This is a genomic window from Pseudomonas luteola NBRC 103146, assembly GCF_002091675.1.
In the GTDB taxonomy this organism is placed as follows: Bacteria; Pseudomonadota; Gammaproteobacteria; order Pseudomonadales; family Pseudomonadaceae; genus Chryseomonas; species Chryseomonas luteola.
This window is the reverse complement of sequence record NZ_BDAE01000003.1, coordinates 306,580-327,677: the sequence shown is the minus strand read 5'-3', so window position 1 is coordinate 327,677 and position 21,098 is coordinate 306,580. Positions and strand designations below refer to the sequence as shown.

General features: G+C 58.7%; 16 protein-coding genes. 11 read left to right on the top strand and 5 right to left on the bottom strand.

Features of this window, described 5'->3' with window-relative positions; genetic code table 11:
• Positions 1–64: 64 nt before the first annotated feature.
• Genes PLU01S_RS06015 through PLU01S_RS06005 form a run of 3 tightly spaced genes read right to left on the bottom strand, consistent with a single transcriptional unit; the run spans position 65 to position 2,693 of the window.
• On the bottom strand, positions 65–223 hold the full coding sequence (locus PLU01S_RS06015) for a DUF2474 domain-containing protein (RefSeq protein ID WP_010797145.1): 159 nt from the start codon (positions 221–223) through the stop codon (positions 65–67).
• 2 nt (positions 224–225) lie between these two features.
• Positions 226–1,251 (bottom strand): cytochrome d ubiquinol oxidase subunit II, encoded by a 1,026-nt coding sequence (gene cydB, locus PLU01S_RS06010; protein WP_074822941.1) that lies wholly within the window; start codon positions 1,249–1,251, stop codon positions 226–228.
• A 2-nt stretch (positions 1,252–1,253) separates the two neighbouring features.
• The gene (locus tag PLU01S_RS06005; RefSeq protein WP_010797143.1) at positions 1,254–2,693 is read right to left on the bottom strand and encodes a cytochrome ubiquinol oxidase subunit I; all 1,440 of its coding nucleotides are present in this window, start codon (positions 2,691–2,693) and stop codon (positions 1,254–1,256) included.
• Positions 2,694–3,035: 342 nt separating this feature from the next.
• Between PLU01S_RS06005 and PLU01S_RS06000 the strand changes: the two genes are divergently transcribed.
• The 5 genes from PLU01S_RS06000 (at position 3,036) to PLU01S_RS05980 (ending at position 10,813) form a co-directional block, all read left to right on the top strand.
• On the top strand, positions 3,036–4,262 hold the full coding sequence (locus PLU01S_RS06000) for an MFS transporter (RefSeq protein WP_074822944.1): 1,227 nt from the start codon (positions 3,036–3,038) through the stop codon (positions 4,260–4,262).
• A 114-nt stretch (positions 4,263–4,376) separates the two neighbouring features.
• Positions 4,377–5,180, top strand: a complete 804-nt coding sequence (locus PLU01S_RS05995) for an SDR family oxidoreductase (protein ID WP_074822946.1) — start codon at positions 4,377–4,379, stop codon at positions 5,178–5,180.
• A complete protein-coding gene (locus tag PLU01S_RS05990) occupies positions 5,173–6,993 on the top strand; it encodes a glycoside hydrolase family 15 protein (RefSeq protein ID WP_074822949.1) in 1,821 nt (606 codons plus the stop codon). Before PLU01S_RS05995 ends, PLU01S_RS05990 begins: the two co-directional genes overlap by 8 nt.
• A 285-nt stretch (positions 6,994–7,278) precedes the next feature.
• Positions 7,279–9,276, top strand: a complete 1,998-nt coding sequence (betT, locus tag PLU01S_RS05985) for a choline BCCT transporter BetT (RefSeq protein WP_074822952.1) — start codon at positions 7,279–7,281, stop codon at positions 9,274–9,276.
• A 457-nt stretch (positions 9,277–9,733) separates the two neighbouring features.
• The gene (locus PLU01S_RS05980) at positions 9,734–10,813 is read left to right on the top strand and encodes an AbrB family transcriptional regulator (RefSeq protein ID WP_010797138.1); all 1,080 of its coding nucleotides are present in this window, start codon (positions 9,734–9,736) and stop codon (positions 10,811–10,813) included.
• Between the two features lie 17 nt (positions 10,814–10,830).
• Here the strand turns inward: PLU01S_RS05980 and hrpB are convergent, their stop codons facing one another.
• Positions 10,831–13,341, bottom strand: coding sequence for an ATP-dependent helicase HrpB (hrpB, locus tag PLU01S_RS05975; protein ID WP_074822954.1), 2,511 nt, complete (start codon positions 13,339–13,341; stop codon positions 10,831–10,833).
• A gap of 115 nt (positions 13,342–13,456) precedes the next feature.
• Between hrpB and PLU01S_RS05970 the strand changes: the two genes are divergently transcribed.
• Complete coding sequence (locus PLU01S_RS05970) at positions 13,457–13,876, top strand: polyribonucleotide nucleotidyltransferase (protein WP_074822957.1); 420 nt, start codon at positions 13,457–13,459, stop codon at positions 13,874–13,876.
• Between the two features lie 6 nt (positions 13,877–13,882).
• Positions 13,883–14,794, top strand: a complete 912-nt coding sequence (locus tag PLU01S_RS05965) for a cation diffusion facilitator family transporter (protein WP_074822960.1) — start codon at positions 13,883–13,885, stop codon at positions 14,792–14,794.
• A gap of 48 nt (positions 14,795–14,842) precedes the next feature.
• Here PLU01S_RS05965 and PLU01S_RS05960 read toward each other — a convergent pair whose 3' ends face one another.
• Positions 14,843–15,946, bottom strand: coding sequence for a DUF6515 family protein (locus tag PLU01S_RS05960; protein ID WP_074822963.1), 1,104 nt, complete (start codon positions 15,944–15,946; stop codon positions 14,843–14,845).
• A gap of 449 nt (positions 15,947–16,395) precedes the next feature.
• Here PLU01S_RS05960 and PLU01S_RS05955 point away from each other — a divergent pair, with 449 nt between their 5' ends.
• The 4 genes from PLU01S_RS05955 to PLU01S_RS05940 all read left to right on the top strand — a co-directional run bounded on the left by PLU01S_RS05955 (position 16,396) and on the right by PLU01S_RS05940 (position 21,076).
• Positions 16,396–16,875 (top strand): Lrp/AsnC family transcriptional regulator, encoded by a 480-nt coding sequence (locus PLU01S_RS05955; RefSeq protein ID WP_010797133.1) that lies wholly within the window; start codon positions 16,396–16,398, stop codon positions 16,873–16,875.
• A 257-nt stretch (positions 16,876–17,132) separates the two neighbouring features.
• Entirely contained in the window at positions 17,133–17,588 is a 456-nt protein-coding gene (locus tag PLU01S_RS05950) for a (2Fe-2S)-binding protein (RefSeq protein WP_074822966.1), read from the top strand.
• 14 nt (positions 17,589–17,602) lie between these two features.
• Positions 17,603–19,804, top strand: coding sequence for a xanthine dehydrogenase family protein molybdopterin-binding subunit (locus PLU01S_RS05945; protein WP_074822969.1), 2,202 nt, complete (start codon positions 17,603–17,605; stop codon positions 19,802–19,804).
• 9 nt (positions 19,805–19,813) lie between these two features.
• Positions 19,814–21,076, top strand: coding sequence for a cytochrome c (locus PLU01S_RS05940; RefSeq protein ID WP_074822971.1), 1,263 nt, complete (start codon positions 19,814–19,816; stop codon positions 21,074–21,076).
• Positions 21,077–21,098: the final 22 nt, after the last annotated feature.

Genomic DNA, 21,098 nt, shown 5'->3' with positions numbered 1-21,098 from the left:
AGCGGACAATCTGCCTGGAGAAACGGACAAAAGAAGACCCCGGCGAGTGCCGGGGTCTGATGTATCAGGATTTAAGGCCGGCGGCAGTCATGACCAGCCGCAGCCCATAGGACACAATGCCCAGGGCCACGATACTGCAGGCCCAGATCAGGACCATCCAGCCGAGACGCTTGATCAGCGGTTGGTTGTCAGCTGGATTGGGTTCACGCTCTTTGCCGGCCATGATCAATGATACCCCTCGCCTGTACGAACCTTACCGCGGAACACGTAGTAGCCCCACGCCGTGTACATCAATGTGATCGGGATGATGAACAGCGTACCGATGAGCAGGAACAGCTGGCTCTGCGGTGGCGAGGAGGCTTCCCAGATAGAAATCGCCGGCGGGATGATATTCGGCCACAGGCTGATGCCCAGGCCGCTATAGCCCAGGAAGATCAGGATCAGCGTTAGTACGAAGGGAGATACATGAGCCTCTTCCTTCAGGATCGCGCGCAGCAGGAACACGACTGTTACCAGCACGAGAATCGGCACAGGCAGGAACCAGAACAGGTTCGGCATGGTGAACCAGCGCTGGGAGATGGCGTCATGGGACAGCGGCGTCCACAGGCTGACGGCTGCAATGAACAGCAGCAGCAACAGCACCAGCGGCTTGGTCATGCGACGCATGGAAGCCTGTAGCGGGCCTTCGGTTTTCATGATCAGCCAAGTACTGCCCAGCAGTGCGTAGGCAGCGATCAGACCAAAACCACAGAACACCGAAAAAGGCGTCAGCCAGTCCAGCGAGCCACCGGCATACTGACGATTCTCCACATGGAAGCCGTCGATGAAGGCACCCAGCGCGACCCCCTGACAGAAGGTTGCCAAGAGCGAGCCGAAGATAAAGGACTTGTCCCAGAGCCCTTCCTTGCCTTCCTGCACCTTGAAGCGGAACTCAAAGGCTACGCCACGGAAGATCAGGCCGATCAACATGAAGATCAGCGGCAGGTAGAGGGCCGGCAGAATGACGCCATATGCCAGCGGGAAGGCGCCGTACAACCCGGCCCCTCCCAACACCAGCCAGGTTTCGTTGCCATCCCAGATCGGAGCCACGGTGTTCATCATGACATCGCGTTCTTCCTTGCCCTTCACGAAGGGGAAGAGAATGCCAATCCCCAGATCGAAGCCGTCCATGACTACGTACATCATCAGGCTGAAAATGATGACCACCGCCCAGATCAGCGCGAGGTCAATACCAACAATTCCAGAAGCCATGTTCAGTGCCCCGTCAGTTGATCATGGGAATGAGCCTTTTCGGTACCTTCATCAGTAGCCGAAAGGGGGCGCTTCGGATGACGATCGTGTCCCGGTCCACCCTGGGTAGGAAGGTCGCCTTCACCGGTATGTGGTCCCTTGCCAATCATGCGCAGCGCATAGACCGTACCAATACCAAAGACCGCGAAATACACAATTACGAAGCTGACCAAGGTAATGCTCAGTTGCGTCACGCTGTGGTTGGCTACACCATCCTTGGTACGCAAGAGGCCATATACGATCCAGGGCTGACGGCCCACTTCGGTGGTAAACCAGCCTGCCAGCAGAGCGATGAGACCAGCCGGCCCCATGCACATGATCAGGCGCAGGAAGGCCTTGGTTTCATACAGCTTGTGTCTCCAGCGCAGGAACAGGCTCCACACACCGGCAGCAATCATGAGCAGCCCCAGAGCCACCATGATGCGGAATGACCAGAACACCACATACGCCGGCGGACGATCCTCTTTCGGGAAGTCCTTGAGTGCGGGAATCTGCTCGGTAAAGCTGTGCGTGAGGATCAAGCTGCCCAGCACAGGGATCTCGACCTTGAAGCGGGTTTCCTCACGCTCCATATCCGGCAGACCGAACAGAATCAACGGCGTTGCCTCACCGGGCGGATTCTCCCAATGGCCTTCAATCGCCGCGATCTTGGCTGGCTGGTGCTCCAGCGTGTTCAAACCGTGGGCATCCCCCACGAACGCCTGGATCGGCGCCACGAACAGGGCCATCCACATGGCCATGGAGAACATCTTGCGAATGGCCGGGTTATTGTTCCCACGCAACAGGTGCCAGGCCGCCGATGCGCCGACCAGGAAGGCCACCGACAGGTAGGCCGCGATGGTCATGTGCGCCCAGCGGAAGGGGAACGACGGGTTGAAGATTACTTCCAGCCAATGGACTGGCACTACGCGGCCATCGACAATCTCGTAACCGGCCGGGGTATGCATCCAGCTGTTCGAGGACAAAATCCAGAACGTGGACATCAGGGTGCCAATCGCCACCATGATAGTGGACAAAAAGTGCAACCCACGTCCTACGCGGTTCCAGCCAAACAGCATGACCCCGAGGAAACCCGCTTCGATAAAGAAGGCGGTCAGCACCTCGTAGGTCAAGAGCGGACCCGTTACGGCACCGGCGAAGTCGACAAAGCCGCTCCAGTTGGTACCGAACTCATACGCCATGACCAGTCCGGACACTACACCCATTCCAAAGAAGACCGCGAAGATCTTCAACCAGAAGTGGTACAGGTCCTTATAGGTAGAGTCGTTGGTTTTGAGCCACAGTCCTTCGAGAACGGCTAGAAAGCTCGCCATTCCGATAGACAAGGCAGGGAAGATAATGTGGAACGAGACGGTGAATGCAAACTGGATCCTCGCAAGATCCAGAGCCTCCAAGCCGAACATAGGCGGTCCTCTTCAGGCAGCCGGTGCGTTTATCACGCAGGCGGTCAATAACGTTAAGCAAATCACAAGGCAATGTTTCGAGCGCTTGCGTGCTCAATTCGTTCTAACGGAACGCTTGAAAGGTGGTCCGACTATCGCATTTTAAGCCGCAAGGCTCTGACGTAGGTCAACGTCTGGATTCATTCTAGACCTCTAAAACGCAGTGGGGTCCGTGGTCAGATGTCGCGCGTCAAGGTGGCGCACACAACTTGTTACCCACCAACTGTTTCAGAATATATCTCGATCAGTGCACAAAAAACGCTTGCCGAGGCTATGATGAGAGACCTCTCGAAGAGCCCCATCATGACCTCAGACCCTTTATATTTGCGTCATCATCGACCCTTTCTGGCGTTCTGGTTTGCTCGCGTCTGTACCGCCAGCAGCTTTCAGATGCTCACCGTAGCCATTGGCTGGCACATCTATTCACTGACGCATAATGTGCTCGACCTGGGCCTGGTCGGCCTGGTGGAATTCCTGCCGCGTCTGTTCTTCATGTTGTATACAGGGCATGTGGCGGACCGCTACGACCGACGTAAGGTAGCCGCACTCTGCCAGACAGGTCAGGCCCTTACCGCACTGGTGCTGGTCTATGGCAGCCTGACCGACAACGTGACCCGTGAGCTGATCTTTATCCTGGCCTTCATGCTGGGCACCTGCCGGGCCTTCGAAATGCCAGCGACCCAGGCGCTTTTGCCCAACATCGTCCCCGCTTCGCTATTTCCCCGGGCCGTTGCGGCCTCGGCCTCCGCCATGCAGGGTGCGACAATCGTGGCGCCAGCGTTGGGTGGTTTTCTGTACGCCTTGGGTGCCTTCTGGGTCTATGCACCGGCAACGGCCCTGTATGGTGTGGCAATTCTCCTCGTGCTGAGCCTGCCTGCGCGTGAACAGCAACCGCGTAAGGAAAAGGCCAGTCTGGATTCGCTACTGGCCGGGATTCGCTTCATTCGCAGCCGCCGCGATATTTTCGGCGCTATCTCCCTGGATCTTTTTGCCGTTCTGCTGGGCGGCGCAACGGCACTGTTACCCGTGTTTGCCCGGGACATTCTGATGACCGGTCCATGGGGGCTGGGCCTGTTGCGCTCAGCACCCGCCGTGGGCGCCCTGCTGATGTCGTTTTGGCTCGCGCGCTTTCCCATCGAGCGAAGCGTCGGACGCATTATGTTTATCTCGGTAGGTGTGTTTGGCGTGGCAACCATCGCCTTTGGTCTTTCCACCTCGTTCTGGTTCAGCCTGGCCGTGCTGGCGGTTCTGGGTGCGGCTGACATGATCAGCATGGTCATTCGCGGCGCCTTTGTGCAACTGGAGACGCCGGATGAAATGCGCGGCCGCGTCAGTGCCGTCAACGGCCTGTTCATCGGTGCCTCAAACCAACTGGGCGAGTTCGAGTCCGGTGTAACGGCAGCCTGGCTGGGCACAGTGCAAGCGGTCGTGCTGGGCGGCGCAGGAACGCTGATCGTGACAGGCCTTTGGATCAAGCTCTTCCCTACCCTCGCCAAACGCGACCACTTGCATACCCTCAAACCCAGCTGATCTGCTGGAGGGCTGCTTGCGGGTCGGCAGGTAGCCCTTTACCCCTCTGAACTCTCGCAAGCTGCCAACGGTCAGGTGACAAGGACTTTTCACCGAATTGCTTGAGGGTTTGCCATGAAAATTTCACTCGATGGCCAGGTTGCACTGGTCACCGGCGGCAGTTCAGGGATCGGCGCCGCATCAGCCAAGGCCTTGGCTCAGGTAGGCGCAGCCGTTGTCATCAATTACCACTCCAATGCCGAGCCGGCTGAACAGCTTGCGGATGAAATCAAGGCGGCCGGCGGTCGGGCCATTGCCGTGGGTGCTGATGTTGGTGATGAACAGGCCGTCGAACAGCTCTTTGCCAAGACGATCGAAGCCTTTGGCCGTCTGGACATTCTGGTCGCCAACTCCGGGCTGCAGCGCGATGCACCCTCCCACGAGATGACTCTCAAGGATTGGAACATGGTCATCCAGACCAATCTGACCGGCCAATTCCTGTGCGCACGTGCCGCCATCCAGCAGTTCCTGAAGCAAGGCGTTAATACCGACCTGTCACGCGCGGCGGGCAAGATCATTCACATGAGCTCGGTACATGAGGTCATTCCGTGGGCAGGTCATGTCAATTACGCGGCCTCCAAGGGTGGGGTCAGCCTGATGATGAAGACCCTGGCTCAGGAAGTGGCTGAAAAGCGCATACGCATCAATAGTATTGCGCCCGGCGCTATCGCTACGGCCATCAATGAAGACGTGACTGGCAATGAGGAAGGTCGCCGCGAGTTGCTCAAGCTGATCCCCTACAAGCGTGTCGGGGATGTGGAGGACATTGGTAATGCCGTCGTCTGGCTGGCATCCGACCTGTCTGACTATGTGGTAGGTACCACCCTCTTTGTCGATGGTGGCATGTGTCTGTATCCAGGATTCCAGGACAATGGTTGATCACAACGCCGGAATCCGGTCCATCGATGCCCATGGAGTCATCGGCGACATGCGCACCTGCGCGCTGGTCGCCGATGACGGCAGCATCGACTATTTCTGCTGGCCTGACCTAGATAGCCCCTCGGTTTTTACCGCCTTGCTCAATGGTGACGAGGCCGGACTGTTCACGATTGCACCCGACCGCCCTAATGCCAGGCGGCAACAGATCTACCTCCCCGACAGTAACGTCTTGCAGACCCGCTGGCTTGATGACGACGGCGCCGTCGAGTTGACCGACTGGATGCCCATCCTGACGGAAGAGAACACCATGCCCCGCCTGGTGCGGAGGGTTTATGCCGTTAAAGGCGACTCGCGCATTTGTCTGAAGTGTTCACCGCGGCTTGATTACGCCCGGGCTGAAACCAGGGCTACGGTAGAGCAAGGCAGCATTGTGTTTCAGGCCGAGGGCCAGCGCAGCATGCGCTTGGCCGGTTCCGAGACGCTTACGCTTGACGGGAATACGGCCGTGGCGGACTTCACCCTCAAGGAAGGAGAAAGCGCGACATTCGTCTTTGGCTGTGCCGAAGATCGACAGGTCATGGAAGAAGATCTTGATCTCTGTCTGAAGCATACACTCAGGTTCTGGCAGCGATGGGCTCGTCAAAGCAACTATACCGGCCGCTGGCGGGAAATGGTCTCGCGCTCGGCTCTGGTGCTCAAGCTTCTGGTCTCGCAGCAGCACGGTTCCATTGCTGCTGCGGCAACCTTCAGCCTGCCGGAAACACCAGGTGGCGAGCGAAATTGGGATTACCGGGCTACCTGGATACGGGACGCCTCGTTTACCGTCTATGCTTTCATGCGCCTGGGATACACCGACGAAGCCAACCACTTCATGAGCTGGGTGGGCGACTGTATCGAGCGCAGCAGCGATCTGCCGCAAAAGCTTCAGATCATGTATCGCCTCGATGGTGGACGGGAACTGCCCGAACAGGAACTGGACCACCTGAGCGGCCACGGCGGGGCAAAGCCTGTGCGTATCGGCAACGATGCATTCGGACAGGTTCAGCTCGACATCTATGGCGAGCTGATGGATGCCGTCTACCTGTCAAACAAGTACGGCCAGGCCATATCCCACCGCGGTTGGAAACATGTTGTCAGTATCATCGATTATGTCTGCAATCATTGGCAGACCAAGGATGCCGGCATCTGGGAAATTCGTGATGAGCCCAAGCACTTCCTACACTCGCGCTTGATGTGCTGGGTTGCCATTGACCGAGCCATTCGCCTGGCACAGAAGCGTTCCCTTGCCATGCCCTATGAACGATGGCTCAAGGCACGGGGCGATATCCAGGAAGATATCTGGACCCACTTCTGGAACAAGAAAAAAGGTCATTTCACAGCCATTCTGGGCCAGGATACGTTGGACGCATCTCTTCTCCTGATGCCCTTGCTGCGTTTTGTCAGCGCAACAGACCCGGCATGGCTGGCAACTCTAGATGCCATCAAGGAGCGTCTGGTCTGCGATGGTATGGTCAAGCGCTACGATCAGTCTGAAATGTCCGATGGACTCTCAGGTGAAGAGGGCTCCTTTGCGGCCTGCTCATTCTGGTATGTGGAGTGCCTGGCGCGGGCCGGCAGGATAGACGAGGCGCATATGGAGTTTGAAAAACTCATGAAATACGCAAGCCCTGTAGGACTCTTTGCCGAGGAGCTTGACGCCCGTGGACGTCACCTGGGCAATACTCCTCAGGCCCTGACCCATCTGGCCCTGATCAGCGCCGCCTATTTCCTGAACCGCAAACTCTCCGGCAGTGATACCCAATGGCAACCGTAGCAGGCCTGCTTCCGCTCTGACTCAGGCCCTTCGGTTTCGCCCCTCCTCGACCGACTATAGCAAAATGACATATGGAGGCGATTCAAGCTCCGCTTGAACGTCTTTTCGTGTTATCTTTTTATATTGAACGATCAATTAATAAAAAATGACTACAAACGACGGGCAAGGAATGTCCCCTTTTCGAATCACCTTGAGCTACTAGCCCGACAGCATCGCGAGTGACCGGAAACCCGCGACTCGACTGTACGGACTCTTTGGCACCTGCCCTATAGGAGAACATGCTCCATGAGCAGCACGACCCCATCCGGTAACGTACGACTCAATCCGCCCGCCTTTTACAGCGCGGCCACAGCAATCCTGGTCTTTGCTCTGGTGGTAATCACCTTCCCCGAGCGCGCCGGAGCCTGGCTGCTGGAAGCTCAGACATGGGCCTCACAGACGGTAGGCTGGTACTACCTACTGGCCATGACACTTTATCTGGTCTTTGTCATCGTCACGGCCCTTTCAGGGTACGGCAAGATCAAGCTTGGCGCCGATCACGATCAGCCTGAGTTCAGTTACCTTTCATGGGCCGGCATGCTATTCGCAGCCGGTATCAGTATTACCCTGTTCTTTTTCTGCGTGTCAGAACCCCTGACGCATTTCATGCATCCCCCTCAAGGCGAAGGCGGCACGCAGGCTGCTGCGCGTCAGGCCATGCAACTGCTCTTTCTGCACTGGGGATTGCATGGTTGGGGAGTCTTTGCACTCGTTGCCATGGCATTGGCCTATTTCGCCTATCGCCATAACCTGCCCTTGGCCTTACGTTCAGCGCTATACCCACTGATCGGCAAGCGCATCAACGGCCCTATTGGCCATGCGGTAGATTGCTTTGGCATCATTGCCACCGTTTTCGGCCTGGGCGCCGATATGGGCTTTGGTGTGCTTCAGCTCAACTCGGGCCTGGACTATCTGTTCGGTGTACCCCATACCCAATGGGTACAAGCCCTGCTGATTGCCGTGATGATGGGAGCCGCCATTCTTGTTGCCGTATCAGGTGTAGACAAGGGTGTGCGCGTCATGTCCGATATCAACATGCTCCTGGCGGTCGGTCTGCTGTTGTTTGTCCTGTTTGCCGGGCCGACCCAGCACCTGCTCAATACGCTGATCCAGAACATCGGCGATTATCTGGGCGCTGTTCCCACCAAGAGCTTTGACCTTTATGCCTATGACAAACCGTCCGACTGGCTGGGCGGCTGGACCGTATTCTATTGGGCCTGGTGGATCGCATGGGCACCCTTTGTAGGCCTGTTCATTGCGCGAATTTCCCGTGGTCGTACCATTCGTGAATTCGTTTTTGGCGTACTGTTCATTCCGCTTGGCTTTACCCTCGCGTGGTTGTCCATCTTTGGTAATAGCGCGCTGGATCAGGTGCTAAACCACAACCTGACCAGCCTGGCCGAAACGGCTATTCGCGAGCCATCCATGGCGCTCTATCACCTACTGGAAACGTATCCTGCCAGCCGTATTGTCATTGCGGTGGCGGTATTCGTAAGCTTTGTGTTCTTCGTGACATCGGCGGATTCGGGCACTGTGGTGCTGTCGACCCTGTCCTCGACAGGCGGCGAAGCGGACGAAGACGGTCCCAAGTGGCTGCGCGTCTTCTGGGGAACGGCTACTGCCCTTGTCACCGGTGGTCTGCTGGTCGCCGGTAGCATGGATGCACTAAAGTCTGCGGTGGTCCTGACCTCTCTGCCCTTCTCGCTAGTAACCCTGCTAATGATGTGGGGTCTGCACAAGGCGTTCTACACCGAATCGCAGCGGCAACGGGCACGATCACATTCTCTGGCCCCGGTATCCCAGGCCAACCCACGCCGCAGCGGTGGCTGGCGTCAGCGCCTTGCCAAGGCTGTTCACTTCCCGTCGCGCGATGAGGTCTATCGGGTAATGGACACCATTGTTCGCCCGGCGATTGAGGAAGTGGCCGAGGTATTCCGGGAAAAAGGACTGGCCGTACAGACCGAGCTTGATCCTACCAATGCCAACCTGAGCCTTGAGGTTGGTCATGGCGAACAGCATCCCTTTATCTATCGGGTCATCATGCAGGGGTATTTCACACCGAGCTTTGCCCGAGCCGGTATGGGCGGGCTGCACCTGAAAAACCGCCGCTACTACCGTGCAGAGGTCTATCTGGCTGAGGGCAGCCAGGATTATGACCTGGTGGGCTACACCAAGGAGCAAATCATCAACGACATGCTCGACCAGTACGAGCGACACCTGCAGTTCCTGCACCTGGTCCGCTGACCTCAACTTACCCGGGCCGTCACTTGGCGGCCTGGGTGAATACCGGGGTTGCCCTTCTGGGCATGGCAGTGGTGAATGATGCTTCTTGCCCCGAATGCTGTTAGCAAGAACGGCTCGAACAGCCGAGGCATAAAGATCCGGGAGAATGCCTTGGCAACCCCAATATCCCAACATCCAGCCCACCCGATTAAACAAGGTCAAGATCAGGCTGACCCTCTAAGACTCGAATCTTACGAAGCATCATTATCAGAATGCCTTGCTTCGCGGTCATAACGCCTCGCTACAAGGAGTACCGCAAACACATCCGGCAATGCCTGCGATTGTGTCAGGACTGCCATTACGATTCGTGATCGTTTCGTTAGTTATCTTGCTATCAAATTTTAGCCGGAAGGCGCGTATAATAAGGCTTTAGCGCGGCTACGCCGTCTGTGGCTGCCACCTCTTGAGGAGGACGTCATTGCCTCACGCCCCTGTTTCATCTGCAGCACCGCCATCACGACATCCTGCCCTGCAGTGGGCTGCCCTGATTGTTGTATCCAGTCTGGCTTCCTTTTGCCTTGATCGTGCCGGTATCCCTGCGGCCATGTTCCTAGGGCCCATGCTGGTCGCCATCTGCTTTGGCGTCAAAGGGGCCACGATCCGTCTACCCAAACCACTGTTCCAGCTAAGCCAGGGCGTGGTGGGCTGTTTGATCGCCCACTCCATGACAGCGGCCGTTCTGCTTATGGTCGCTACGCACTGGCCGGTCATGCTGCTGGCCACTGCCATTACCGTTCTGCTCAGCGTGCTGGTGGGTGTCATCCTGGTTCGCTTCGGCGGTTTACCCGGCTCCACCGCCGCCTGGGGTACTACGCCCGGTGCGGCCTCCGCCATGGTTGCCATGGCGGAAGAATACGGAGCGGACTCCCGCATTGTGGCAACCATGCAGTATGTGCGTGTCGTTTGTGTGGTCGTGATCAGTGCCTTGGTTGGCCGCTTTTTGGGGGCTGAAGGTACAGGAGCAGCCTCTCACTCGGCCGCTATCACCTTTGACTGGAACACCCTGCAGTCATTTGGAATTACGCTGGCCGTCGTGGTGGTAGGTGTCTGGTTAGGCAAGCGCCTGCCGGCTGGCGCTTTGATGGTGCCTATTGCGTTGGGCACCATATTGCAGCTCAACGGTTGGGTAACCATTACCCTTCCCCATTGGTTGCTGGCCATCGCGTTTGGCTCGATGGGCTGCTATGTAGGCTTGCGGTTCGATAAAACCACGGTGCGCTATGTCACCCGAGCCTTGCCCAAGATGATCATGGCCTCGCTGATGTTGATCGCCATGTGCGCTCTTTCGGCCCTGTTTCTGGCACACCTGATGAACAAGGACTTTCTGTCCGCCTACCTTGCAACCAGTCCTGGCGGCCTAGACTCAATGGCGATCATCGCTGTGGACAGCCATGCGGACGTCGGGCTGGTACTGGCCATGCAGGCCTTGCGCTTGATTGGCGTGATCGCATCCGGGCCGTTCCTGGCCAAACAGATCGCCCGCGTGGCGCGAGTCTGATCTGTAAAGCCTCGGCACTAACGCCGAGGCTTGGCCCGTGCAGTCGCCTCCGCAACGAGCGGGTCATCCGGCCAATAGTGCTTTGGATAGCGGCCTTTCAAATCCTTCTTTACCTCGGCATAGGTGCTGCGCCAGAAGTTAGCCAGATCCTGGGTAACCTGCACCGGGCGCTGCGCAGGGGACAGCAGGTGCAGCTTTACAGCAAGCCGTCCGCCGGCGATCCGAGGGGTGTTGGCCAGGCCGAACATCTCCTGCAACCTGACGGCCAGCACGGGCGGTTCCTCGGTGTAGTCCAGCCGGATACGAGAGCCTGAAGGCACCTCTATCGAGCGGGGCGCCAGCTCGTCCAGGCGGCTCGGCAGCGGCCAGGGTAACAAGCCCTGCAGGATGGCGCCCAGATCGAGCTGAGCGAAATGGGACAGGCGAGTCACCCGTCCCAGATATGGAAGCAGCCAGTTCTCCAGCGTTGCCAGTAGTGCCGTGTCGGTCACGTCAGGCCACTCGCTGAGACCGCCCTGCTCCAGGTCCAGCCGCCGCAGAAGCATGACCCGTGCCTGCCACTGGCGTAGCTCCGGTGTCCAGGGCAGGAGTTCAAGCCCTTTACGCCTGACTAGCCCCAGTAATGCCCGGCTGCGTGCGTCATCATCCAGCGAACTCAAGGGTTCGCGGGAAAGGACCAGTTCACCGATTCGCACCTGCCGTTCGGCGCGCAGTACGCCCTCCCGCTCGTCCCAGTCCACCTCCTCATGGGTCGATACCTGCTCGGCCAGGGGCCCTTCAAACAAGGCAGGATCAAGCTCGGCAGCCAGATAGATACGCTCTTCACGCTGCCCTTGTCGGCTCCCAAGATCGGCAATCACCAACCACGGTGATTTCATCAGCGAATCGACATCGGCAAACAGTGCCGCACGGCCATTGGCCAGCCGATATTCTGCACCGCCGGATCGGCGCTGGTGTGCGATCCGCTCCGGGTAAGCAAAAGCCAGCAGACACCCTACCCAGCGTGGATGATCCGGATCGCTCACAGGTATTTCGGAAGCGCCACGCAGCAAGCCCTTGAATTGTCTTGCCAGCTGGCGAATGCGCGCAATACCGCCTCGCGGCCCTTTCCCTTCGCCTGCCAGCAGCACAAGGCGAGTCTGTATATCCGCACCCTCGCCACGCACGATATCCCGCTCGGATAAAATAGCCGCCAGATCACACGCCAATGGCGCCAACCCCAGGGCTTGTCCCCGAAGCAGAAGATGAGCCAGTCGCGGATGAGCCGGCAGGGTACTCATGGCCTGTCCATGGGCTGTCAGGGCCGTTCGATCAGCATTGAGCGCACCCAGACGCACAAGCAGATTCTGAGCCTGTGCTTGGGCAGCAGCAGGAGGTTTATCCAACCAGACCAGCTCATCTGCAACAGCGCCCCAGCGCGCCAGCTGAAGCGCAAGCCCTGCCAGATCAGCCTGCAGAATTTCCGGTGAATCATAGGCGGGTAGCTGGTCATGCTGCGTCTCCGACCACAAGCGATAGCACACCCCTGGCTCCAGACGCCCCGCCCGTCCCGCTCGCTGGGTGGCCGAGGCGCGAGAGATGCGTCGCGTAGCCAGCCGCGTCATGCCACTGCCGAGATCGAAGGCGGGCTCCCGGGCAAGTCCGGCATCTACCACCACCCGAACGCCTTCGATGGTAAGACTGGTTTCGGCGATATTGGTCGCCAGCACAATCTTGCGAATACCGGCCGGTGCCGGCTCAATCGCTGCTCTCTGGGCAGCCAGATCAAGCTCACCGTAGAGCGGCGCGATCCGGATATCCACCCTGCCAGCCAGCGCATCATCCAGCAATTCATGAACCCGCCGGATTTCAGCCTGCCCCGGCAAAAAGACGAGCAGGCTTCCGTCCTGCTCATCCAGTGCCTGCTGGATGGTTTGAACAACCCTGGGCTCCAGGCGCTCGTCCGTCGAAGTGGGCCGCCCCCATTTGATCTCCACCGGAAACATGCGCCCCTCGCTGCGCACCACCGGAGCCCCTTGCAGCAAGGCCGAAAGCCGCTCACCCTCAAGGGTTGCGGACATGACCAGGACCTTGAGCGGAGTGTCACGCAAGAGCTCACGCCCATTCAGAGTGAGTGCCAGCGCCAAATCGGCGTCCAGGCTTCGCTCGTGAAATTCGTCGAAAATGACCAGGCCAACGCCTTCGAGGGCAGGATCATCCTGCAGGCGACGCGCAAGAATACCTTCCGTAACGACCTCGATCCGTGTCCTGGGCCCTACCTTGCTCTCCAGGCGAATGCGGTATCCCACCGTCTCGCCCACCGGTTCGCCATACTCGGCTGCCAGCCGCTCCGCCGCTGCCCGAGCGGCCAAGCGCCGTGGTTCCAGCATGAGAATCCGCTGACCCGCTAGCCAGGGCTCATCCAGCAGCGCCAGCGGTACACGTGTGGTCTTGCCTGCACCTGGAGGTGCCTCCAGCACAGCTTCGTCGCGCTCGACCAGGGCGGCGCGCAGGGTAGGCAATACGGTATCGATGGGTAATGGCGTCATTCTGCTGTGCACGTGGTCATATACGGTGGTTGCTGATTATAACGACTCCAGCGGCCCGCTTCCGGCCTCTCGCAACGCCGGTTATAGTGCGGTTTCCTGACCTATGGAGGTGTTTATGCCAATGCGCACTCGCCTGATCTGTGGCGCCCTTGCTGCAGCAGTGCTGACCCAGATTTCGGCCTGCGGTACGCTGTTTTATCCTGAGCGTCGCGGCCAAATTACTGGCCAGATCGACCCAGGCATTGCCATCCTGGATGCGGTAGGCCTGCTGTTTTACATCATTCCCGGCCTGATTGCGTTCGGTGTTGATTTTACGTCTGGAGCCATCTACCTGCCCAATGACCAGCACGCCTCGGTCGACCCGGAAAAGCTAAAAGACGCTATCGATGCGGATGGCAAGGTGGACAAGGCGCGCCTTAAAGCCATTATCGAACAGGAAACCGGCCGCTCCCTGCCCCTGACCGATCCTCGCCTGATTCAGCACAGCGGCAGCCCTGAGCAACTAGCCGCCTTCGGGTTGCGCCCTGCGGCATAACTCCTGATGAAGAGCCGTACCGAACACGCCAGGCTGTTGCGCCTGGCCACCACCGCCTCACTCGCAGTGGCTGGCCTGCTTATTACCGTGAAGGCCATCGCCTGGTGGTTCAGCGGCTCGGTCAGTCTGCTCGCCGGGCTGACCGATTCCGTGCTTGATGGTGCGGCCTCCCTGTTCAACTTGCTAGCGGTGCGCTATTCCCTAAAGCCCGCCGACGACGACCACCGTTACGGCCATGGCAAGGCGGAGTCGTTGGCGGGTATTACCCAGGCCCTGTTCATTGGCGCCAGCGGAATCCTGATCGGCATGCAGGCCATTGGTCGCCTGAAAGAACCTGAACCCTTGGGAACACCTTTGCTGGGCATTGCAGTCATGATCGTTTCATTGATTGTGACTGCGGGCCTGCTGATGCTACAGCGGCACGTCATTCAGATTACAGGGTCCGCAGTGATTCGCGCCGATTCTCTGCATTACCGTTCTGATCTTCTGCTCAACACCAGCATCCTGATTGCCCTGATTGCTGCCAGCTACGGCTGGGATCAGTTAGATGCCATCTTTGGCCTGGGTATTGCGTTGTATATCCTTTGGAGTGCCATTGGAATCGCACGCGACTCGCTAAGTGTGCTGATGGATCAGGAATTGCCCTATGAAGTCAGCGAGCACATGTTGACGCTGGCGTGCAGCGTGCCCCAAGTCTTGGGGGCTCATGATTTGCGCACGCGTATTTCGGGAAGCCATTGGTTCGTCCAACTGCATCTGGAGCTACCGGGAGAAATGACCCTGTCCGAAGCCCATCGCCTGTGCGACGAGGCCGAAGCGGCGATCATGGCGGAGTATCCGCAGGCCGAAGTGCTGGTACATGCCGACCCGCTGGATGCACCCGATGTCCCCCATCGGCATCCGCTGCCTCCGAACTGAGGGCTCAAGGGCGTCTGACTTCATCAGATTACAGCCAGACGGCCCTCCTCAATAGGTCACGTTATATCCCCTGCCACTTAGGCAGGCGCCCAGCGAACGTCGATAACGATCCGCCACATCAGCCGGTGGCGCAGTGGTTGCTCGGGATGGATCAAAACCTGACTCGCTGACCGCCCAACGCTGGCAGTCATAACGATCCTGCTCCATCTGGGCCTGCGTCTGGCCATAGGCAGGGCTTATGGCGACATCAAAAGCATTGCTGCTAATGGCATAGCCACCGTTTTGCACAGGCGGCTCCACGACAATGTAACGATTGTATTCCGGTTGCGGCTGGTAATAGGTGCCCGCTGCAAAGTAATAGGTCAGCCCGCCGATCACCAACGTCTGCGCATAGTTAGGCAAGTTGCTGACATACACCCCGCGTGGCGGGGTCACGATGACATAACTCGACCCTTGTGGGCGGTACCAGTAGCCGTCGGAGTAATAATACTCATAGCGTTGATGCCAGATACGGGTGTACCGGGGCGGCGGGCGACGTAGCACATAGCCGGGACGCCAATCAGGGTTTGGTCCCCAGCCACGACGATCGAAGTCGTTGTGCCTGTGCGGGCGATTCCAGTTGCCGTACGGCCCATAGTCAGGATGATCAATGACACGGGGCTGATTTTCCCAGCCTCGATTCAGATCATTCGGCCCGGATTGCTCCCAGCGCGCACGCTCATCGCCACGCCGAACGGCATCGGGTCGATTCCAGCCGTCTTCCCGTGAGTGGTTCGCCTGCCCTGTGACCTCTCGCGGAGGCGCGGTAATAAACCGTACACCGTTTTCATCGACCCGCTCGACAGGCCGCCGGGGAAAATCATAGCGTTGATGGGGAAGATCCTGGCCACTGCCGGTCTGCCAGCGCGAGCCATCCTGTCCGATAGGGCGACCCGCCCCCGGACGAGGCCCGGCATTAGGATCCACTCCCCGAGAGGGCGAGTAGTCCGGGTGATCTCCAACGCGACCCTGCCCCGCCTGAGGCTGAGGCGCAGCGCCGCCGGACGGATTGCCGAACTGCGTCTGTCCGGCCTCAAAAGGCCCTGCCAGCACGTGGCCTGCGCTCAATGCGACTATCAGACCGATACCTGTCAAACGCCCGCGGCGCTTCATGACCTTATCTCCTGGTTCCCGCCAGCGCGCTCTGAAAATGGCGAGGCGGCGGTCGAATATTCAATCTAAGCCAGGAGTATGCGCGAGGCGAGCATTGACGGATAGGCGGAGCACAGGCGTACACTTTTATCAGGCGCACAAAAAAGGAGGCTTTCGCCCCCTTCCGGAATTCTGTCCTCTGAGTCGCTTTTGGCGACTGCTGCGATCACACAGCCTTTTGGGCGGTGAGTGGCCCGGGAGCGGCACGACCTGATAGGTCGGCGGCATTATCGGCTTGCCCTCCTGGAGCTCACCGTTGGACTGTTCGTCCGGGCCATCGAAGTAATGAGTTCAGCTTAGCCCTGTTGCACCGACCAAAGTTTGCGTTTTTTGCTATATCCTCTACCGTTTAAGCAACAGAACACTAAAAAAACCTTTTAAACGCAATTTTCCAAAGGATTGGTTTCAAAATGGACAAACTAGACCGCTACGACTTACGTATTCTTGCCGAACTCCAGCGTGATGCACGCATCTCGAACCAGGAACTGGCAGAGCGCATCGGCCTGTCTCCTTCGCCCTGCTCACGACGGGTCAAGCAGCTGGAAGATGATGGTTACATTAATCGTCAGGTTGCCCTGCTCGACCGCAAGAAACTGGGCCTTAGCCTGACAGTTTTCGTACTGATCGGCATGGACCGGCATACCCCTGAACGCTTCGAGCATTTCCAGTCGATCATTCGGCAGTGCCCTGAGGTGCTGGAATGCAGCCTGGTGACCGGCATGGATGCGGACTATCAGCTCAAGGTGGTCGTTCCGGATATGGACCACTACCAGAAACTGCTGCTGGGTACCCTGACCCGTATAGAAGGCGTTTCGAGCGTGCGCTCAAGCTTCGTTCTCAACCAGGTCATCTCCAGTACCGAGCTGCCGCTTGAACACCTGCGTGGCTGAGTATCGTCGCGATTTACATGGACCTGTCTGAGGCCACGGATTTGCACGAATCCGATGCTGATGCTGGTGTTTCTTGCCAGAAGATGGATAAATCAGATTTATTTATCTAAATTTTTCCAATGACACGGAATGAAGCACCGCTCATTCTGTCCTGAATAAACCAACGATCGACTCGCAGCCCTTCCCGTCGGCATGACCTTGCCTGGCGGCGTTCCGGCATGACGAGTCGACTGTCCTACCGTGCTCATGAGGTTGCAATGCTTACGCTCAACATCAACGGGGCCGACCATCGGGTCGACGTCCCCGACGACATGCCCCTGCTTTGGGTTCTACGTGACGTGCTGGGAATGACCGGCACCAAGTACGGCTGCGGGATCGCACAGTGTGGCGCTTGCACGGTGCATCTGGACGGTACGGCTGTTCGCGCCTGCGTCTTGCCTGTGAGCAACATTGCACAAGGCCAGAAGATCGTGACCATCGAAGCCGTGGGCGAGTCCGACTTGGGCAAGAAAGTGCAGGATGCCTGGCTTGAGCATGAAGTCGTGCAGTGCGGCTATTGCCAGTCCGGCCAGATCATGTCGGCCGTGGCGCTGCTGTCCCAGCACCCGAACGCAGGCGATGCTGAAATCGATGCGGGCATGTCCGGCAATATCTGCCGCTGCTGTACCTATACCCGTATCCGCGGCGCGATCAAAAGCGTTTCCCAGGCTTGAGCGGAGCACACTCCATGACCAAGAATGTATCGGCGCAGGCCATAAGCCTGTCGCGCCGCAAGCTGCTTCAGGCCAGTGGTATCGCCGCAGGTGGTTTGCTGTTGGCAACCGCACTGCCTTTTTCCCGCCGCAGCTATGCCGAACAGTATGTCAACAAAGGGCCAGAAGACGCACCGCTGGACACCCCTACGGCCTTGGGAGCGTTTCTTCGGATAGGCCACGATGGGCAGATCACGCTGATTTCGCCCAAGATCGAAATGGGCCAGGGTGTACAGACCGGTTTTGCCATGATGGTAGCCGAAGAGTTGAACGTTACTCTGGATCAGGTCAGGGTGCAGGAAGCACCGCCAGACGAAAAACTGTATGGGGACAAGCTTTTGGGCTTTCAGGCCACCGGCGGTTCCTCATCGACTCGCAGCAACTGGCAACCCCTGCGGGAAGCCGCTGCGGCGGCACGCGTAATGCTGATCCAGGCCGCGGCTAACCAATGGAAGGTGTCGCCGGATGAATGCCGCGCCGAAAATGGCAAGATCATCGGCCCTGGCAATCGGGAGCTCGCCTACGGCGCGCTGGTGGATGCAGCTGCCAAACTGCCCGTTCCGGAAAACGTCCCGCTCAAAAAGCCGGAAGACTACAAGGTCATCGGCCAGCCGCTGCGTCGCCTTGATACGCCTGGCAAAGTAGACGGCTCAGCCAAGTTCACCATCGACCTGCACGTGCCAGGCATGAAGATCGCTACTGTCAGCGCCTGTCCGGTCGTAGGTGGCACGCTTGCCTCAGTGGACGACCGTCACGCTCGTGCGGTCCCCGGTGTCAGGGATGTGGTCAAGCTGGATAATGCCGTTGCCGTGATCGGCGACCACATGTGGGCAGCCCTTAAAGGCTTGAAAGCGCTGGAGATCCAATGGGATCTAGGCCCAAACGCCGGTATCGACTCCGCCCAGATCGAACGCGCCCTGCATGCAGCCTTTGATCGCGAAGGCGCCATTGCCGCCGAGGTTGGCGACATCAACAAGGCCATTGCCGGTGCGTCCAGCAAGATCGAGGCGGAATACGAGATGCCCTTCCTGGCTCACGCCACGCTGGAGCCCATGACCTGTGTGGCCCAGGTCCGCGAAGATGCCTGTGAACTATGGGTCGGCACCCAAGTGCCGGTTATGGCCCAACAGGCGGCTGCCAAGGCAACCGGCCTGCCGCCGGAAAAGATCATCGTCAACAACCAGCTCATCGGTGGAGGCTTTGGCCGTCGCCTGGAGGCGGACTTCATCGGTCAGGCCGCAGCCATAGCCAAGCAGGTCGACTACCCCATCAAGCTGGTCTGGACGCGTGAAGAAGACACCGCCCATGACCTGTACCGTCCTCATTATATCGACCGCTTCAGCGCAGGCCTGGATGCCAACGGCATGCCGGTGGGCTGGTCGCATACCATTGTCGGGGCCTCGGTCATGGCGCGGTTTGCGCCAGCCGCCGTACCACCCAATGGGCTGGATGCCGACGCAGTAGAGGTTTCCAACAAACCCGTCTACTCGCTTCCAAACCTCAGAGTCCGTTACGTCCCTGAAGCGCCCAAGGCCATTCTCAATTCCTGGTGGCGTGGGGTAGGCCCGTTGCATGGCGCCTATGTGATGGAAAGCTTTATCGATGAGCTGGCCTACGCAGCCAAGCAGGACCCGGTCGATTACCGGATGAAGCTGCTCGGCGAGCATCCCCGTGCGCAGGCGGTACTCAAGCTTGCCGCCGAAAAAGCCAACTGGAGCCAGAAACTGCCAGCGGGCCATGGTCGGGGAATTGCCGTACAGGAAGTCTTTGGCAGCTACCTCGCTACCGTAGTGGAAATGCAGGTCGATGCGCAGAACGGCATCCACATCACCCGCCTGATCTGTATTGCAGATTGCGGCGAGGTAACCAATCCGACCTCTGTTCACTCTCAGCTGGAGGGCGGCACACTGTTTGGCCTGTCTGCTGCGCTCTATAACGAGATTACCGTCAAGGATGGACATGTGGAACAGAGCAACTTCCACGACTACCGGCAGTTGCGCATGAGCGATGCCCCACCGGTCGAGACGCACATCATTCCAAGCCATGAAATACCTGGCGGGATTGGAGAGGCCGGTACCGCCATGATTGCACCGGCTCTGGTCAATGCTCTGTATGCGGCAACCGGCAAGCGCATTCGCCGTCTGCCGGTAGTTCGCGCCGGTTACCACGTGGCTTAAGGAGCTCCTATGAATCGTTTCACTTCTATCTGGGGCACCATGACGCGTACGGTGTTGAGCGGCGTGGCGCCTGTAGCGTTGGCCCTCACAATGCTGTCTGCCCAGGCTGCTGACGAGGCCACGGTCCAGCGCGGCGAATACCTGGCCCGTGCAGCTGACTGCGTGGCCTGTCACCTTGACGAGAACGGCGGTAAACCGTTCGCTGGCGGTCGTGGTTTCAAGCTGCCGTTCGGTATGCTGTATTCCCCCAACATCACGCCGGACAAGGAAACCGGGATCGGCGCCTGGAGCGATGACGACTTTGTCAGCGCCATGCAGGAAGGCGTCGGCAAGGACGGCAAGCACTACTATCCAGCCTTTCCCTATACGTCTTACACGCTGATGTCGCGGGAAGATATTCTGGCGATCAAGGCGTATCTGTTCAGCCTGGAGCCCATCAGGCAGCCGAACAAGGAAAATGACATCAGCTTCCCCTTCAACCAACGCTGGGGAATGATGTTCTGGAACGTGATGTTCAACCCGAACGAGCGCTTCGAGCCGGACCCGAGCCAGTCGGCTGAGTGGAACCGCGGCGCGTATCTGGTGGAAGGTGCGGGGCACTGTGGCGAATGTCATACCCCCCGTAATATCTTTCAGGCGCGTGACAGCTCGCGAAACCTGGGTGGCGCGGTGATTCAGGGCTGGAAGGCCTACAACATTAGCGGTGACCAGAAGACCGGCATCGGTGCCTGGCCGGACGAGGCCCTGGCCTCTTACCTGTCTACAGGCCATGCCGAAGGGTATGGCGTTGCGGCTGGCCCCATGGCCGAAGCCGTCAATCACAGCCTGCGCTTCCTGACGCCTGAGGATATCCGCGCTATGGTGGTGTACTTGAAGTCGGTCCCCAGTCAGCCGTATGGATTGATGCGACCGGAGCCCAAGGAGCTGTCATCTGACGCACCGGCCAAAGGACACAACCCGCTGGGCCAGAAGGTGTTTGCCGACGCCTGCGTCAGCTGTCACCTGTGGGATGGTTCGGGCCGGCAGAGCACCTTTGCCGCGCTTAGTGGCCTGCGCACGGTGAACGATCCAGAGGCAACCAATCTGGTGCAGGTCCTGCTGGGAGGAGACAAGCTGGAGAATCCCCACGGCGATCACTTCATGCCGGGCTTTGCCCGCGGATACTCCAACCAGGAGCTGGCGGCGGTCACCAATTTTGTCTTGGAACATTTCGGCCATGCCCAGGGCGAGATGACGGCTGACGAGATCGAGAAGCGTCGTCACCCCGAATAAGCCATTCACCTGCCGGCCGTGC

Excerpts from the sequence above, each read along its gene's own strand:
- PLU01S_RS05950 (WP_074822966.1), top strand. The coding sequence starts at position 17,133 with ATGCTTACGCTCAACATCAACGGGGCCGACCATCGGGTCGACGTCCCC.
- PLU01S_RS05970 (WP_074822957.1), top strand. The coding sequence starts at position 13,457 with ATGCCAATGCGCACTCGCCTGATCTGTGGCGCCCTTGCTGCAGCAGTG.
- PLU01S_RS06015 (WP_010797145.1), bottom strand. The coding sequence starts at position 223 with ATGGCCGGCAAAGAGCGTGAACCCAATCCAGCTGACAACCAACCGCTG.
- PLU01S_RS05955 (WP_010797133.1), top strand. The coding sequence starts at position 16,396 with ATGGACAAACTAGACCGCTACGACTTACGTATTCTTGCCGAACTCCAG.
- hrpB (WP_074822954.1), bottom strand. The coding sequence starts at position 13,341 with ATGACGCCATTACCCATCGATACCGTATTGCCTACCCTGCGCGCCGCC.
- cydB (WP_074822941.1), bottom strand. The coding sequence starts at position 1,251 with ATGGCTTCTGGAATTGTTGGTATTGACCTCGCGCTGATCTGGGCGGTG.
- PLU01S_RS06000 (WP_074822944.1), top strand. The coding sequence starts at position 3,036 with ATGACCTCAGACCCTTTATATTTGCGTCATCATCGACCCTTTCTGGCG.
- PLU01S_RS05940 (WP_074822971.1), top strand. The coding sequence starts at position 19,814 with ATGAATCGTTTCACTTCTATCTGGGGCACCATGACGCGTACGGTGTTG.
- PLU01S_RS06005 (WP_010797143.1), bottom strand. The coding sequence starts at position 2,693 with ATGTTCGGCTTGGAGGCTCTGGATCTTGCGAGGATCCAGTTTGCATTC.
- PLU01S_RS05965 (WP_074822960.1), top strand. The coding sequence starts at position 13,883 with ATGAAGAGCCGTACCGAACACGCCAGGCTGTTGCGCCTGGCCACCACC.
- betT (WP_074822952.1), top strand. The coding sequence starts at position 7,279 with ATGAGCAGCACGACCCCATCCGGTAACGTACGACTCAATCCGCCCGCC.
- PLU01S_RS05945 (WP_074822969.1), top strand. The coding sequence starts at position 17,603 with ATGACCAAGAATGTATCGGCGCAGGCCATAAGCCTGTCGCGCCGCAAG.
- PLU01S_RS05995 (WP_074822946.1), top strand. The coding sequence starts at position 4,377 with ATGAAAATTTCACTCGATGGCCAGGTTGCACTGGTCACCGGCGGCAGT.
- PLU01S_RS05990 (WP_074822949.1), top strand. The coding sequence starts at position 5,173 with ATGGTTGATCACAACGCCGGAATCCGGTCCATCGATGCCCATGGAGTC.
- PLU01S_RS05960 (WP_074822963.1), bottom strand. The coding sequence starts at position 15,946 with ATGAAGCGCCGCGGGCGTTTGACAGGTATCGGTCTGATAGTCGCATTG.